Below are 15453 nucleotides of genomic sequence, written 5' to 3'. Positions count from 1 at the left end.
GCCCCGGTTGTTATCGTTACCAGTCGGCGAGGGCCGGCAGCCCGAGAGCCGGCAGTCCCGCAGCCGACACCCCGAGAGGACAGACATGCGCCCCTTCCCCACCGCCGGGCAGTACGACCGGTTCCCGGCGATCCGGCTCGAGGACCGGCACGTCGTCCTCCACGGCGTCGAGGCGTGGCACGAGCTGCGCGATCACGCGCTGACCCGCGTCGAGCCGGGGACGACTCCGGTGATCGCGATCGACGCCTACCCCGGGGTCGACCTGCCCGCCCTGCTGGCGCGCATCGAGGCCGCGCTGCCCGAGGCGCTCGTGCTCGACGTGGAGTGCGAGGCCGCGCGCAGCCCCGAGGAGCTCGACGCGCTCCTCGCCCGCAACCTCACCGACGACCGGGTCTTCGGAGTGCTCAGCCACCACCTGCTCGCCGAGTTCTACCGGCCCGAGGCCCTCGCGCACCTCGCCCGCCGGATCGAAGCCGCCCCCGGGCTCGTCGTCCTCGTCGGCCTCGGCGCAACCCTCGTGCCGGCGCCGCAGCACACCGTCGTGCTCGCGGACCTGGCCCGCTGGGAGATCCAGCTCCGGCTCCGCGCCGGGGCGACCAACTGGCGCGCCGACAACTCCGGCGACGACGTGCTGCGCAAGTTCAAGCGCGGCTACTTCGTCGACTGGCGGGTCGCCGACCGGCACAAGCGGACGCTCTTCGACGCGGTCGACTTCGTCCTCGACAGCACCTCGGTCGAGCGCGACGTGAAGCTCCTCACCGGCGACGCCTTCCGCTCCGGGCTCGCGGCGGCGGCGGCCCGGCCGTTCCGGGTGGTCCCGTTCTTCGACCCCGGCGTCTGGGGCGGCCAGTGGATGCGCGAGGTCTTCGGGCTCGACGAGGCGCCCGACAACTACGCCTGGTGCTTCGACTGCGTCCCCGAGGAGAACAGTCTGCTGCTCGACGTCGGCGGCGACATCGTCGAGCTGCCCGCGATGGACCTCGTGCTGCAGCACCCGGTCGAGCTGCTCGGCGAGCGGACGCACGCGCGCTTCGGCGCCGAGTTCCCGATCCGCTTCGACTTCCTCGACACGATGGCGGGCGGCAACCTCTCCCTGCAGGTGCACCCCCTGACCGACTACATCCAGAGCGCCTTCGGCATGCACTACACGCAGGACGAGAGCTACTACCTGCTCGACGCCGCCGAGGACGCGACCGTCTACCTCGGCACGCGAACCGGAGTCGACCGCGAGGAGATGACAGCGGACCTGCGCAGGGCGGCGACGGGTGAGATCGACTTCCCGGCCGAGAAGTACATCAACGCCTTCCCGGCGAAGCCGCACGACCACTTCCTCATCCCGGCCGGCACCGTGCACTGCTCCGGCGCCGACTCGATGGTGCTGGAGATCTCGGCGACGCCGTACATCTTCACGTTCAAGATGTGGGACTGGGGCCGGGTCGGCCTCGACGGCTCCCCCCGGCCGATCCACCTCGGCCACGCACTCGCGAACATCCAGTGGGACAGGGACACCGAGTGGACGCGGGCGAACCTCGTGAACCGCGTCGAGCGCGTCGCCGAGGGCGAGTGCTGGGTGGAGGAGCGGACCGGGCTGCACGAGCTGGAGTTCATCGAGGTGCGCCGGCACTGGTTCACCGGGCCCGTGCCGCACGACACCGAGGGCACGCTCCAGGTGCTCAATCTCGTCTCCGGCAGCGAGGCGGTGGTCGAGAGTCCGACGGGCGCCTTCGCCCCGTTCGTCGTGCACTACGCCGAGACCTTCATCGTGCCGGCCGCGGTCGGCGCGTTCTCACTCCGGCCGACGGAGCGCTCCGCCGGCGAGCGGCTCGGCACCGTCAAGGCCTTCGTCCGCGGCACCCGGCACACCGACGAGTGAGCGGACGGCCGCCCGGCCGGACAGCTCGCGCAGCAAGAGATCTCAGCACTCATCGAGGAGGATGACCATGATCAGCACCACCACCACCCCGCGCCGCCGATGGGCGGCCGCCGTACTCGCGATCGGCCTCGCCGCATCGCTCGCCGCCTGCTCGCAGGGCTCGGCGAGCGGCGGCGGCGACGCGGCCGCGGGCGGCAGCCTGACCCTGAACGGCGACCGCGCCGACTTCACCGAGGCCTACTCCGCGGCGGGCACCGCGCTCGAGGGCGTCGGCGGCTCCGGCATCGAGCCGCGCAACGTGCCGTCCACCGAGAACTACCAGCAGGTGATCCGCTCGTCGCTGCAGACCAGCAGCACCACCGACCTGGTGAAGTGGTGGAACGGCTACCGTCTGCAGGACCTCGCCCGCTCCGGCGGCCTCGCCGATCTCACCGAGGAGTGGGACGCGGCCGAGGCGGCCGGCCAGGTGAATCCGGAGTCGCGCGACAGCTTCTCCTACGACGGCAAGGTCTACGGGATGCCCATGTACAAGAGCTACTGGGTGATGTTCTACAACAAGAAGGACTTCGAGACCGCCGGCATCACCCCGCCGACGACCTGGGCGCAGTTCGAGTCGAACAACGACGCGCTGAAGGCCGCCGGCTTCACTCCGCTGTTCGGCACCCAGGAGGCGGGCTGGACCTCGTTCATCTGGTTCGAGGAGCTGCTCTCCAAGAGCGACCCGGACTTCTACACGAAGCTGATGAACGGCGAGGCGTCCTACACCGACCAGCCCGCGCAGGACGCGCTGAAGCTCTGGGGCGAGATGTACGCCAAGGGCTGGTTCACCGCTCCGGACGTCGCCTGGGACAACGAGCCCGCGCTCTTCGCGGAGGGCACCGTCGCCCAGGTGCCGATGGGCAGCTGGCGCAACGGCGCCTTCGCCGCGCTGGGCCTGGGGGAGGAGGACTACGGCGCGTACCTGCTGCCGTCCGTCTCCGCCGACGTGCAGCCCTCGGTGATCGTCGAGTCGGGCGTGATCTCGGTCGCGGAGAAGTCGCCGAACCGCGATGAGGCCGTGAAGACGATGGGCGACTGGCTCGACCCCGAGGTGCAGTCGGTCTGGGCGAACGCGATCAAGGACACGTCGGCCAACCCGACCGTCGTGACCGACGACCCGACCCTCGCCTCGATCAGCGAGCAGGTCACCGCCGAGCAGCCGACCGAGCTGGTGCGCTACTGGGAGGCCAGCCCGCCGGCCCTGATCGAGGGCGGCGTGCAGTACCTCGCGTCGTTCATGGTCGACCCGAGCGACGACAACATCCTGCCGACCCTGGAGAAGCTGCAGGCGCTGGCCGACTCCGAGTGGGCGAAGTGGGAGGCCGCGGAGTGACCGCACTCGTCGAGAAGCCGGCCCGGGTCGGGTGCGCCGACGCCCCCGCCCCGGGCCCGGCCCGGCGCCCGCCGCGGCGCCCGACCGCGGGCCTGCGGGCGGCGCCGTTCCTGGTGCCGGCGCTCGCGCTCGTCGGCGTCATGCTCCTGGTGCCGTTCGTCTCGACGCTCGTGCAGAGCTTCACCGCCGACAACGGCTTCACCTCGCGCTTCATCGGGTTCGACAACTACGCGCGCCTGGCCCAGGACCCGACCTTCCTGCAGTCGCTGCTGAACACGGTGATGTGGACGGTCGGCACGCTGATCCTGCCGGTGGGGATCGGCCTGATGGTCGCGGTCCTCACCAACGGGATGCGGCTCGGGCCGCTGCTCCGCTTCGCCTTCGTGCTGCCCTACGCGCTGTCCGGGGCGGCGACCGCCGTGATCTGGGGGTTCATCCTCCGCTCCGACGGCGCCCTGAATCAGGCGATCACGTTCCTCGGTCTGCCCGCCCCCGCCTCGGGCTGGCTGCTGGAGTGGCCGACCAACACGATCGTGATGATCGTGGCGAACACCTGGCAGGCGACCGGCGTCACGGTCATCCTCTTCCTGGTCGGGCTGCAGTCGATCCCGGCCGAGACGACCGAGGCGGCGGCCCTGGACGGCGCGACCGGCGCCCGGTTGTTCTGGAGCATCGTGCTGCCGCAGCTGCGGCCGGTGACGATCGTCGTGATCGGCATGTCGATCGCCAACAGCCTGCGGGTCTTCGACCTGATCTGGCTGCTCACCAAGGGCGGTCCGGGCGGCGTCTCCGAGACCCTCGCGGTGACGATGTACCGGCAGACCTTCATCGTCAGCGACTACGGCTACGGCGCCGCGGTCGCGGTCGTGCTCGCCGTGATCGTCGTCGCCAGCTCCTGGTTCTACCTCCGCCGCCAGCTCGCGAAAGGCTGATCATGTTCGGACGACTCCTGCGAGGCGGCTTCGTCACCGTCTTCGCCCTGCTGTGGCTGACACCGGTCTATCTGATGATCGTCAACGCCTTCGTGCCGGCGGACGAGTACACCGGCGCACCGACCTGGCTGCCCGGCGGCCTCGGCTTCCTCGACAACCTCGCGATCGCCTGGACCGCGTCGGGGCTCGGCGCGGGGATGCTGAGCAGCCTCCTCTACGCCACGGTCTCGGCCGGGATCGCCGTGCTCGCTGCGGCGCTCGCCGCGTTCGCGATCGTGGTGATGCCGAGCCGGCACCCCGGGGTGTGGTTCTGGCTGATCTACCTCGGCACGCTGCTGCCGCTGCAGATCTTCCTCGCGCCGCTGTTCAAGGCGTACGTGGGGGCGACGCTTTACGACACCAATCTCGGGCTGATCCTCATCTACGTTGCGATCTGCATCCCGTTCGCCTTCTTCATCGTGCGCAACGTGCTGACCACCCTGCCTCCCGAGGTGACCGAGGCGGCGCAGCTCGACGGCGCGGGCTGGCACCGGCTGTTCTGGGGGATCCACGTGCCGCTGGTGAAGTCGTCGCTCTTCGCGGCCTTCATCTTCCAGTTCACCTGGGTCTGGAACGACCTGCTCTTCGGGATCACGCTCACCGCCAGCCCCGACCGGCGGCCGGTGATGGCGGCGCTCGCCGAGATCAGCGGCGGCTTCTCGAGCTTCGGGCCGCCGGTGGTGCTCGCGGCGGCCGTGGTCGCGTCGCTGCCGACGGTCGTGCTGTTCCTGTCCTGCCAGCGCTTCTTCGTGTCGAGCCTGCAGACGGTGTGACGGGGCGGACGGGCGTGCCGGACGGGGGTGGTGGACGGGTCTGCCGGTCAGCCGCGGACCGGGCCGACGCGGACGGGCAGCTCGATCAGGCGCGGCGGCGCCTCCGGGTCGCCGTCGAGCCGGTCGAAGAGCATTCGCGCCGCGGCCGCGCCGAGCTCCTCCGGGTCGTGCGAGACGATCAGCAGCGGGATGCGCAGCAGGTGCGCGAGCTCGACGTCGTCGAAGCCGACGAGGGTCGGCGGCGCCTGCTCGGGATGCGCGCCGATCGCCTCGAGTGCGCCGATCGTGTTGCGGTTGTTGGCGCTGAAGATCGCGGTCGGCCGGTCGGGGGAGGCGAGCAGCTCCTCCGTCGCGAGCCGCGCCGCGTTCGCGTCCTGCTGGCCGCGCCGCACCAGGGTCTCGTCGAGCGCGACGCCCGCCTCGGCGAGCGCGCGCCGGAATCCCTCGAAGCGCCGCTCCGCCGTGGAGACCGAGACCAGGTTGCCGAGGAAGGCGATGCGGCGGTGCCCGAGCCGGAGGATCTCGCGCGTGCTCTCGTAGGCGCCGCGGACGTCGTCCAGCAGCACGGTGTCGGCGTCCAGCCCGCCGACCACGCGCGAGGCGAGGACGAGCGGCATCCCGCCGAGGCGCGCGGGGCTGAGGTGCTCGGCGCTCGCTCCGGTCGGGACCACGATCAGCCCCTCGACCTGCCGGCCCACGAAGTCGGCGACGAGCCGGCTCTCCCGGCGCGGCTCCTCCCCGGTGTTGCCGAGCAGGATGCGGCGGCCGTGCTCCTCCGCGACGCGCTCGACGCCGAGCGCGAAGGTGCCGTAGTAGGGGTTCGCCAGATTCGTGATCGCGACGCCGATCAGCCCCGAGCTGTGCCCGGGGCGCATGCTGCGCGCGTTCTCGTTGCGGTGGTAGCCGAGCTCGGCGACCGCGGCGAGCACCTTCTCCTGCGCCTCGGGCCGCACGTTCTTGCCGCCGGAGAGCGTTCGCGAGACGGTCATCGGGCTGACGCCGGCGTGCAGCGCGACGTCCTTGACGGTGGGGGAGCCGGGGCGGGGAGTCACGGGTGCTCCCTCGGCTGCTCGTGCGGTGCGGCGGACGTTCGTGCGATAACGATACCAACGGGGCGCGCCTGCGTTGGTGCAGTCGAGTGGACGCGGGACGGGGTCCGCGGGCGTCGTGAAGCCCTGTTCGTGTCCAGTCGCCGCGGCGCCCGCTCGCGACTGGACGGATGACGGGGTCCGCGGTGCGGACGGAGCTCGGTTCGCGTCCTCTCGCGAGGGCGGGGGGAGGGCGCTCCGCAGTCCTGAGCATCGGCGAGGCCGGGTCTCGATACGCCCCTGCGGGGCTACTCGACCAGCATGGTCAGGCAGCGGCCGCCTAGTGATCGAGCAGTGCGCGCAGCGCCCCCCCTCCATGCTGATCGAGTAGCGCGCGGAGCGCGCGTATCGAGATCCGCCCCCTTGAGACGCCGGCCTGCAGGCCCGCCGGCGTCAGTCGGCCGACGTGAAGAAGGCCTCGATCGCGCGGGTCAGCGCGACGAGGTCGTCGACGTGGGCGAGCTCGCGCGCCGAGTGCATCGACAGCAGCGGGACGCCGACGTCGACCGTCGAGATGCCGAGGCGGGTCGCGGTGAGCGGGCCGATCGTGGAGCCGCAGGGGACCGTGTTGTTCGAGACGAACTCCTGGAACTCCACTCCGGCCCGCGCGCACACTCCGGCCCAGAGCGCCGCGCCGCGCGCGTCGGTCGCGTAGCGCTGCGAGGCGTTGATCTTGAGCAGCGGGCCCTTGCCGGCGACCGGCTGGTTCACCGGGTCGTGCTTCTCCGGGTAGTTCGGGTGCACGGAGTGGCCGGCGTCGGCGGAGAGGCACCAGGACCGCGCCATCGCGCGGGCGCGCTCGTCGACACCCGCGCCGAGGGCGGCGCCGATGCGGGTGAGCACGTCCTCGAGGAAGGGACCGCTCGCCCCGGAGCGGCTGGCCGAGCCGAGCTCCTCGTGGTCGAAGGCGGCGAGCATGCTGATGTGCCCCGGCTCCGCGTTCGAGTCCGAGTCCGCATCCGTGCCGCTCGCCGCGAGCAGCGCGACAAGCCCCGCGTGCACCGAGCTGAGATCGTCCATCCGCCCGGCCGCGAAGAGCGCGTCGTCGAGGCCGAAGCGCGCGGGCGGCTGGGTGTCCGCGGTGATGAGGTCGTAGCCGGCGATGTCGGCGGCGCCGTCGAGCCCGGCCTTCGCGGCGAGGATCTCGAGCAGATCGTTCCCGTCCGCGTCGCCCAGGCCGTAGACGGGGACGGTGTGCTTCTGCCGGTCGAGCTTCAGGCCGTCGTTCGCCTCGCGGTCGAGGTGGATCGCGAGCTGCGGGATCCGCAGGAACGGGCCGGTGCGCACCAGCACCTCGGCGCCGTCGCGGGTGACGATCCGCCCGGCCAGCTCGAGCTCGCGGTCGAGCCAGGAGTTGAGCAGCGGTCCGCCGTACACCTCGACGCCGGCCTGCAGCCAGCCCTTCGATGCCACGGTCGGCCGCGGCTTCAGCTTGAAGCCGGGGGAGTCGGTGTGCGCGCCGAGGATGCGGAACGGCGTCACCGCGGTGGCCCCGGCCGGCACGTGCCAGGCGATGACCGCCCCGTCGCGGAGGACGAAGTAGCGGCCGGGCTCGGTGGGCCACGCGGCGGTCTCGTCGACGGACTCGAACCCCGCCGCCGCCAGCCGCCGCGCGGTCTCCGCCGCGGCGTGGAAGGAGGAGGGCGAGGCGGTGAGGAACTCGGCGAAGTCGGCGAGGTGGTCGGCGCGGGAGGTCATCGACTCATTCAAGCAGGGCGGACGATGCCCATCGGCAGCACCTCGGACGGATGCGCCGAGCCGTCGACCGTGGGAGCGCCGAGGTCGGTCGATTCTTCGTCGAGTTCCAGGCGCTTACGGCCGCCCGTGGGTGCAGCGTCGTCAGTGGTCGGTCCCACCGGCGGATGAAGCACTCGAGTTCACCGCTCGAGGCGTATGGATCGGTCCTGTTCGATGTGGTCGAGAGCCTGCAGAGCCAGCCTCGCGGTACACAGACTCACGGTCACCGTCCATCGATCGAGCCAGCTGGGGCTCTCGATCAGAGCCCTCTGCTCGACCTCGCTCAGTTGTGGAATCACGTCCATAACGATATGGTCGTCGTCATATTCCCCCGGCACAGGCCGCAGTTGGGTTTCGGAAACCGCCGTAGATCGTCACGATCACGGCGGTTTCACCTTTCAGCCTCGACGCGCGGCGTCGGTCGCTGACGCGCGGAGTGCCTCACGCGTCGAGCGCAGCCGTCACGGCACGATCGCGTCGATGTACCCGCCGTCCACCCGCACCGCGGCGCCCGTGGTCGCCGAGGCGAGCGGCGACGCCAGGTAGACGACCATGTTGGCGATCTCCTCCGGCTCGATCAGGCGCTGGAGCAGCGACTGCGGGCGGTGCAGCCGCATGAACTCGCGCTGCGCCTCCTCCCAGGGGAGAGAGTGGTCGACGAGCTCGTAGACGAAGTCTTCGACGCCGCCGGTGTGGGTCGGCCCGGCGAGCACGCTGTTGACCGTGACGCCGGTGCCGGCGGCGGCCTTCGCGAAGCCGCGGGAGACGCCGAGCAGGGCGGTCTTCGAGACGCCGTAGTGGATCATCTCGGCCGGCGTGACGACGGCGGAGTCGCTGCCGATGTAGAGGACGCGGCCCCAGCCCGCCTCCGTCATCGCGGGCAGGTAGGCGCGGGTGAGGCGGACGCCGGTGAGCACGTTGACCTCGAAGTAGCGGCGCCACTCGTCGTCGGTGATGTCGAGCGGCTCGGTGCTGCCGAAGATGCCGAGGTTGTTGACCAGCACGTCCACGCGCGGCACGGACTCGAGCAGCTTCGCCGTCCCGGCCTCGCTCGAGACGTCGGCCGCCACGCCGCGCACGGTGGCGTCGGGCACCGCCGCGCGCACGTCCTTGATCGCGCGCCGCACCGAGCGCTCCGACCGCGCGTTGACGACCACCTCGGCGCCGGCGTGCGCCAGCCCGACGGCGATCGCGAGTCCGATGCCCTGCCCCGACCCCGTCACCAGGGCCGTCCGTCCGCTCAGGTCCAGCTCGATCATGCCGCTCCGCTCCGTCCGCCGCCTGCGGACTCCTCGGAGGAGGGTGCCACACGCCTCCGACACCCGCCCCAGGAAACCGCTCCCACCGCCCCCGCATGCTGGTCGAGCGGCCCCGGAGGGGCGCGGCGAGACCGGCCATCGTCAGGGCGGCTGGTCTGCAGCCCACCCGTTAGGCACCGGTGGATCTCGATACGCCCGCTGCGCGGGCTACTCGATCAGCATGAAGCGAGGCGTCCCGCAACGGTCGAGGCGTCCAGCAGCACCGGGACGCCTCGACAGTCCGAGGACGTCTCGCCGCAACAGGCTGGACCCGTCACCCCGAGTGGTGCCGGCCGATCGGCAGCACCAGCGGCGTCCCGGACACCGGGTCCGCGATCACGCGCGACTCCATGCCGAAGACCGCGCGCACTGTCTCCGCGGTCACCACCTCGGCCGGCGTGCCCGAGGCGTACAGCGCACCGGCGCGCACCGCGAAGAGGTGGTCGGCGTACCGCGCCGCGAGGTTCAGGTCGTGCAGCACGATCACGATCGTCGTGCCGCGCTCGCGGTTGAGGTCGGTCAGCAGGTCGAGCACCTCGATCTGGTGCGAGACGTCGAGGTAGGTCGTCGGCTCGTCGAGCAGCAGCACGTCCGTCCGCTGGGCGAGCGCCAGCGCGATCCACACCCGCTGCCGCTGCCCGCCGGACAGCTCGTCGACGGGCCGGTCCGCGATCTCGAGCGTCCCGGTCGCGCGCAGGGCGTCCTCGACGATCGCGTCGTCGTCCGCGGACGCGCCCCGCCCGAACCAGCCGCGGTGCGGGTACCGCCCGCGCGCGACCAGATCCGCCACGGCGATCCCCTCGGGCGCGATCGGCGTCTGCGGCAGCAGCCCCACCCGCTGCGCGACCTGCCGCGTCGGGAGCCGGTGGATCGCCTCGCCGTCCAGCAGCACGGCCCCGGCGCTCGGCGTGATCAGCCGCGCCATCGCGCGCAGCAGCGTCGACTTGCCGCAGGCGTTCGCCCCGACGATCACGCTGATCGCCCCGGTCGGCACCGTCAGCGACAGCCCGTCGACGACCACCCGCTCGTCGTAGGCGAGCGTCACGCCGTCGACCGACAGCGTGGAGTGACCGGCGGTCACGGCGGGCGTCGAGGCGGTCACAGGGATCCTCCGGTGCGGTTGCGGCGGGCGAGGAGCCAGAGCAGGAACGGCGCGCCGAGCGCACCGGTCACCACTCCGACGGGGAAGCGGGCGCCGGAGAAGGCGAGCCCGGCGACGTGCTGCGCGACCAGGTCCGCCGCGAGCACGACGACGATCCCGACCAGCGCGGACGGGATCAGCGGCACGCGCGCGTCCGGCACGAGCCGCCGCGCGATCGGCCCGGAGACGAAGGCGACGAACGCGATCGGACCGGTGGCCGCGGTCGCGACGGCGACCAGGCACACCGCCACAGCGAGCAGCCCCACCCGGCTGCGCCGCACGTCCACGCCCAGCGCGGTCGCCGACTCGTCGCCGAGCTGCAGCATCGAGAGCCGCCCGGCCAGCAGCAGCGCGAGCGGCACGAGCACCAGCATCGACAGCGCGAGCGCCGGCACCCCCGCCCAGGACGCGGAGTTGAGGCTCCCGGTCAGCCAGCGCAGCGACTCCTGCACGTCCTCGAACTGCGCGCGCGTCTGCACGTAGGCGATGACGCTCTGCAGCATCGCGGCGATCCCGATGCCGATCAGGATCAGCCGGGCGCCGATCACTCCACTGCCGTCGGCGAGCCAGGCGATCAGCAGCGCCGTGACGAGGGCCGCCGCAACCGCGATCACCGAGACCGCGCCGCCGGACAGGCCGAAGAACGCGATCGCGACGACGGCCGCCGCGCTCGCACCGGAGGTGATGCCGATGATGTCGGGGCTGGCGAGCGCGTTCCGCAGCATCGTCTGGAAGATCACGCCGCCCATCCCGAAGCCGAGGCCGACCAGCACGGCGGTGAGCGTGCGCGGCAGCCGCAGCGTGCCGACGGTGAAGGAGGCGCCGGGCACCGTCTCGCCCAGCATCACCCGCAGCACCTCGAGCGGCGAGTAGACGGTGCTGCCGACGGTGAGCGACACGACGACGAGTGCGAGGGCGACCAGCGCGAGCACCCCGCAGCCCAGCGCGGTGCGGCGGGCGCGGCGGCGACGGCCCGCGGCGACGCCGAGCGGGGGAGCGCCCGCAGAAGAACGGAGTGACGGCGCGGCGCTCACAGGGCCCGCACCTTCGAGCGGCGCACGATCGCGATCAGCACCGGAGCCCCGATCAGCGCGGTGACGATGCCCACCTCCACGTCGCTCGGCCGCGCGACGACCCGCCCGATCACGTCGGCGACCAGCAGCAGCAGCGCGCCGAGCAGTGCGGAGGAGGGGAGCAGCCAGGAGTGCGACGGCCCGGTGAACCGCCGCGCGAGATGCGGCACGGTGAGCCCGATGAAGCCGATCGGGCCCGCGATCGCGGTCGCCGCTCCGCAGAGCAGCACCGCGGCGAGGCCGGCCACGAGGCGCGTCCGGCCGACGCGGCGCCCGAGCCCCTTCGCGAGGTCGTCGCCGAGCGCGAGCGCGTCGAGCCCGCGGGCGCTGCCGATCGCGAGCACGCCGCCGACGGCGAGGAACGGCAGGACCTGGACGATGCTCGTGAACTCGGCGCCGCCCACTCCGCCGACCTGCCAGAACCGGAAGCGGTTGAGCGTCGCGTCCTGGGTGAGCAGCACGGCGCTGATCAGCGAGGCGAGGGCCGCGGCGGTCGCGGCGCCGGCGAGCGCGAGCTTGAGGGGAGTGGCGCCCTCGCGACCGAGCGAGGCGACCGCGTAGACGAAGGCCCCGGCCGCCGCCGCGCCGAGGAAGGCGAGCCAGATGAACTGGGGGAGCGTCGTCGCTCCGACCGTCGAGATCCCGAGCACGACCGCGAGGGACGCGCCCGCGTTCAGCCCCAGGATCCCCGGATCCGCGAGCGGGTTGCGGGTCATCCCCTGCATCACCGCCCCGGCGAGCCCGAGTGCGGCGCCGACGAGGAGCGCCAGGACCGTGCGCGGGACGCGCCCCTGCACCGCCGCGTCGACGATCGAGTCCGGGTCGGGTGCGGTGAGCGCCGGCCAGATCTCGCCGAGCGGGATCTCGCGCGAGCCGTAGACCAGCGAGAGCACCGACGCGACGACCAGCGCGGCGAGCACCGCGATCAGCGCCCGGACGCGCCAGCGCGCACCGGCGCCCCGGAGGCGAGTGTCGTCGCGTCCGGGGCGCCGGTGGGGTGCCGTGGCCTCGGCGGTCACGACACCTTGTCGGCGGCGGTCGCGAGGCCGGTCGTGTACTCGTCGAGCACCCACGGGATGCTCAGCAGGTTCGGCGACGAGGTCGCCATCGCCTCGGAGGAGTCGTCGGTGAGGACGTAGACCGAGCCGCGGGCGACCGCGGGGATCTTGGAGAGCAGCGGGTCCGCCTGCAGTGCCGCGAGAGTCGTGTCGTCGCCGTAGACGATGAGGACGTCGGCGTCGAGCTGGTCGGCGTTCTCGGAGCTGACGGTGCCGCTGAACAGCTCGGAGTCGCCGGTGAGCGAGACGACGCTCGGGGCGAGCTCGAGGCCGAGGTCCTCGACGAACTTCACCCGCGCGTCGTTGCCGGTGTAGTAGGTGAAGGTGCTGGCATCGGTCGGGTCGTACCAGCCGTAGGTGAAGGTCTTGCCGGCCAGCGAGGGCTTCGCGGCGACGGCGGCGTCGATCTCGCCCTCGACCTCGGCGACCTTGGCCTCGGCCTCGTCGCCCAGTCCGAGCGCCTCGCCGTCGAGCTTCGCGGAGTCCTGCCAGGTGGTCGCCCAGGGCAGTCCCGGGTAGGCGACGGTCGGGGCGATCTGGCTGAGGGTGTCGTAGTCCTGCTGCGTGATGCCGGAGTAGGCGGAGAGGATCACGTCGGGGGTGAGGTCGGAGATCGCCTCGAACGGCACGCCGTCGGTCTCGTCGAAGAGGGTCGGCGTCTCGGCGCCGCTCGCGTCGAGCGCCTCCTTGGTCCAGGCGAGGAGGCCGTCGCCGTCCTCGTCGCCGTAGGAGGCCTTCGCGAAGCCGACCGGGGTCACGCCGAGGGCGAGCGCCACGTCCTGGTTGGTCCAGCTGGTCGCGACCACGCGGTCCGCCGACTCGACGGTCGTCTCGCCGAAGGCGTGCTCGACGGTGACGGGGAAGCCCGCTCCGGTCGCGGCGGCGTCGGTGGTGCCGTCGGTGCCGGCGGCGTCGGCCCCCGCGGAGCATCCGGTCAGCAGCAGGGCGGAGAGGCCGAGCGCGGCGACGGCGGAGACGCGCAGAGGCGTGCGGCGGAGGGGGGTGCGGGAGACGGGCACGGCGATCCTTCGGAGGGGGTGACGGGGTTGCGAAGGTTAACCTAACCTAACTTCCTGCCCGCGGGCCAGTCCCGGGGTCTGGTCGTCCGCCGGCCTGGCTCTGCTGGGCATGCGGTCGCTCCGTCCGACGTCCGGCACGCGGAACCGCGTCCGGCACGCGGGATCGGCGGATTCTGGCGAGCCACAGGTGATTCTGCGAGCCGGAGCTCGTCGCGCCGGAGGTTCGGCTCGTCAAACCGCCCCGGGCACGCGGAATCGGCGGATTCCGGCGAGCCGAGGCTGCTTCTGCGAGCCGGAGGTCAGGAGGTGGGAGGTTCGGCTCGTGGAACGGAGTCCGGCTCGCCGGATCGTGAACATCCGGCGAGCCGGAGGCGTTCTCATGAGCCGAAGGTGCGGTCCAGCCGCTCCGACGCAGGAGTGGCCGCCTCCGAAGCCTCCTCCGGTCCCCGCGCGTCCACCGCCACCGCGTCCCCGCTCGCCCGCCGCGGCCGCAGCTCGCTCACCAGCGTCCCCGCGACGATCAGCGCGGCCCCTGCCAGCGCGAGCGCCGGCAGCCGGTCGCCGGCGAGCCGCCCGATCACGCCGCCCCAGACCGGCTCGGCGGAGTAGATGATCGTCGCGCGGGTCGGCGAGACGGAGCGCTGGGCCCAGTTCATCGTCAGCTGGATGAGGCAGCTGCTGGCCCCGAGGGCGAGGGCGGCGATCAGCCAGACCCAGGAGAACGCCGGGATCGCCTCCCCGGCGAAGGGCATGCCGGCGAAGGAGAGCAGCCCGGCGACCAGGAGCTGCACGACGGTCACGCGCCCGAGGTCGACCCGGCCGGCGAACGCGCTGATCAGGATGATCTCGGCCGCTATCGGGAGGGTGCTGATCAGCGTGGCCAGCTCTCCCGGGCCCAGTCCCACTCCCGTCTGCGGCCCCGCGATCAGCAGCAGCCCGACGAACGCGAGCCCGACGCCGACCAGCGTGAGGGCACCGGGCCGCTTCCGCAGCACGACCCACTGCAGCAGCGGCACCAGCGGCACGTACAGCGCGGTGAGGAAGGCGGAGGTGCTGCTCGGGATCGTCTGCAGTCCATAGGTCTGCAGCCCGTAGCCGAGGACGATCATCACCCCGATCGCGGCTCCCGCGCCGAGGTCGATCCGCCGCATCCCGCGCAGCGACCGGTGGAAGACCACCGCGCTGATGACTCCCGCCGCCAGGAACCGCACCCCGACGAAGAAGAGCGGACCGCTGTGCTGCATCGCCACGTGCACCGCCAGGAAGGTGCCGCCCCAGAGCGCCGTGATGCCGATCAGCGCCCACTCGGGTCGCGAGAACCGGACGGCCGAGAGGAGGTGGGTGCGCAGCATTCTGCACACTATAGAGTGCAGAACGATGCGCACGCCAGAGCCCTCCGCCGTCCTCGCTCACGTCGGCAGCAACCTCCGCCAGGCGCGGCTGGAGGCCGGGCTGAGTCAGGCGGCGCTCGCCGAGCTCTCCGGCATCAGCCGGCGCACGATCGTCAACGTCGAGGCGGGCGAGGCGAACATCAGCCTGACCGGCGTCGACCGTCTCGCGATCGCGCTCGGGTCCAGCTTCGCCGCCCTCGTCGCCGCACCGGGCTCCGTCCCCACCGCGATCGACGAGGTGGCCTGGCGCGGCGACGACGCGGCGAGCGTCGCCGTCCTGCTCGCTTCTGTCCCCGCCCGCACCGAGGCGCAGCTCTGGACCTGGACCCTCGGCCCCGGCGACCGCTACCAGGCGCAGCCCGACCCCGACGGCTGGCACGAGATCCTCCTCGTCACCGCCGGCGCGCTCCTCCTCGAGCGCGAGGGCGAGCCGGACGTCCGCCTCGCGACCGGGCAGCACGTCGCCTTCTCGACCACCCGCCGCTACGCCTACGTGAACGCCTCCGACGGCGAGGCGACCGTCTTCACCCGCATCGTCGTGAGCTGATCCGAGCGCGGAGCGACTGCCACCCGCCCCCGCCCGGCCACCCCCCCCGCCCGGCCCCCCGCCCGACGACCTCGCCCGCCGTCCACGACCGGCGCCGTTCTGCCCGTCCCGT

The 15453-nt window shown here is 72.5% G+C and carries 13 protein-coding genes; 5 read left to right on the top strand and 8 right to left on the bottom strand.

Features of this window, described 5'->3' with window-relative positions; all coding sequences use genetic code 11:
* Positions 1-85: 85 nt before the first annotated feature.
* The 4 genes from EDF17_RS09930 to EDF17_RS09915 all read left to right on the top strand — a co-directional run bounded on the left by EDF17_RS09930 (position 86) and on the right by EDF17_RS09915 (position 4989).
* The gene (locus tag EDF17_RS09930; RefSeq protein WP_123446947.1) at positions 86-1873 is read left to right on the top strand and encodes a class I mannose-6-phosphate isomerase; all 1788 of its coding nucleotides are present in this window, start codon (positions 86-88) and stop codon (positions 1871-1873) included.
* Between the two features lie 67 nt (positions 1874-1940).
* Positions 1941-3245, top strand: a complete 1305-nt coding sequence (locus tag EDF17_RS09925; RefSeq protein ID WP_123446946.1) for an extracellular solute-binding protein — start codon at positions 1941-1943, stop codon at positions 3243-3245.
* Entirely contained in the window at positions 3242-4177 is a 936-nt protein-coding gene (locus EDF17_RS09920) for a sugar ABC transporter permease (RefSeq protein WP_243732848.1), read from the top strand. The genes EDF17_RS09925 and EDF17_RS09920 overlap by 4 nt, the downstream gene beginning before the upstream one ends.
* Positions 4178-4179: 2 nt before the next feature.
* A complete protein-coding gene (locus tag EDF17_RS09915) occupies positions 4180-4989 on the top strand; it encodes a carbohydrate ABC transporter permease (protein ID WP_123446945.1) in 810 nt (269 codons plus the stop codon).
* A gap of 47 nt (positions 4990-5036) precedes the next feature.
* Here the strand turns inward: EDF17_RS09915 and EDF17_RS09910 are convergent, their stop codons facing one another.
* The 8 genes from EDF17_RS09910 to EDF17_RS09875 all read right to left on the bottom strand — a co-directional run bounded on the left by EDF17_RS09910 (position 5037) and on the right by EDF17_RS09875 (position 14755).
* Positions 5037-6041, bottom strand: a complete 1005-nt coding sequence (locus EDF17_RS09910) for a LacI family DNA-binding transcriptional regulator (protein ID WP_243732847.1) — start codon at positions 6039-6041, stop codon at positions 5037-5039.
* Between the two features lie 429 nt (positions 6042-6470).
* A complete protein-coding gene (locus EDF17_RS09905; RefSeq protein WP_123446943.1) occupies positions 6471-7775 on the bottom strand; it encodes a M18 family aminopeptidase in 1305 nt (434 codons plus the stop codon).
* A 500-nt stretch (positions 7776-8275) separates the two neighbouring features.
* Positions 8276-9070, bottom strand: a complete 795-nt coding sequence (locus EDF17_RS09900) for an SDR family oxidoreductase (RefSeq protein ID WP_123447070.1) — start codon at positions 9068-9070, stop codon at positions 8276-8278.
* Between the two features lie 316 nt (positions 9071-9386).
* Positions 9387-10214 carry an ABC transporter ATP-binding protein gene (locus EDF17_RS09895; RefSeq protein ID WP_279536153.1) on the bottom strand — a complete coding sequence of 276 codons (828 nt, stop codon included), beginning with the start codon at positions 10212-10214 and terminating at the stop codon, positions 9387-9389.
* Positions 10211-11287: an iron chelate uptake ABC transporter family permease subunit gene (locus EDF17_RS09890; protein WP_185019982.1), complete on the bottom strand. Its 1077-nt coding sequence runs from the start codon at positions 11285-11287 to the stop codon at positions 10211-10213. The genes EDF17_RS09895 and EDF17_RS09890 overlap by 4 nt, the downstream gene beginning before the upstream one ends.
* Complete coding sequence (locus EDF17_RS09885) at positions 11284-12345, bottom strand: iron ABC transporter permease (RefSeq protein WP_123446941.1); 1062 nt, start codon at positions 12343-12345, stop codon at positions 11284-11286. Before EDF17_RS09885 ends, EDF17_RS09890 begins: the two co-directional genes overlap by 4 nt.
* The gene (locus EDF17_RS09880) at positions 12342-13403 is read right to left on the bottom strand and encodes an iron-siderophore ABC transporter substrate-binding protein (RefSeq protein ID WP_123446940.1); all 1062 of its coding nucleotides are present in this window, start codon (positions 13401-13403) and stop codon (positions 12342-12344) included. The genes EDF17_RS09885 and EDF17_RS09880 overlap by 4 nt, the downstream gene beginning before the upstream one ends.
* Before the next feature lie 377 nt (positions 13404-13780).
* Positions 13781-14755, bottom strand: a complete 975-nt coding sequence (locus tag EDF17_RS09875; protein ID WP_123446939.1) for a DMT family transporter — start codon at positions 14753-14755, stop codon at positions 13781-13783.
* Between the two features lie 25 nt (positions 14756-14780).
* Here EDF17_RS09875 and EDF17_RS09870 point away from each other — a divergent pair, with 25 nt between their 5' ends.
* The gene (locus EDF17_RS09870; protein WP_123446938.1) at positions 14781-15341 is read left to right on the top strand and encodes a helix-turn-helix transcriptional regulator; all 561 of its coding nucleotides are present in this window, start codon (positions 14781-14783) and stop codon (positions 15339-15341) included.
* The last annotated feature ends 112 nt before the right edge of the window (positions 15342-15453 follow it).

This window comes from Rathayibacter sp. PhB1, assembly GCF_004362935.1.
Classification (GTDB): Bacteria; Actinomycetota; Actinomycetes; order Actinomycetales; family Microbacteriaceae; genus Rathayibacter; species Rathayibacter festucae.
The sequence above is the reverse complement of the archived record's forward strand: the minus strand, read 5'-3'. Positions and strand labels throughout refer to the sequence as shown.

Bases quoted from the DNA above. Each gene is read 5' to 3' on its own strand.
- EDF17_RS09870 (WP_123446938.1), top strand. From the start codon at position 14,781: ATGCGCACGCCAGAGCCCTCCGCCGTCCTCGCTCACGTCGGCAGCAAC.
- EDF17_RS09875 (WP_123446939.1), bottom strand. From the start codon at position 14,755: ATGCTGCGCACCCACCTCCTCTCGGCCGTCCGGTTCTCGCGACCCGAG.
- EDF17_RS09930 (WP_123446947.1), top strand. From the start codon at position 86: ATGCGCCCCTTCCCCACCGCCGGGCAGTACGACCGGTTCCCGGCGATC.
- EDF17_RS09925 (WP_123446946.1), top strand. From the start codon at position 1,941: ATGATCAGCACCACCACCACCCCGCGCCGCCGATGGGCGGCCGCCGTA.
- EDF17_RS09915 (WP_123446945.1), top strand. From the start codon at position 4,180: ATGTTCGGACGACTCCTGCGAGGCGGCTTCGTCACCGTCTTCGCCCTG.
- EDF17_RS09905 (WP_123446943.1), bottom strand. From the start codon at position 7,775: ATGACCTCCCGCGCCGACCACCTCGCCGACTTCGCCGAGTTCCTCACC.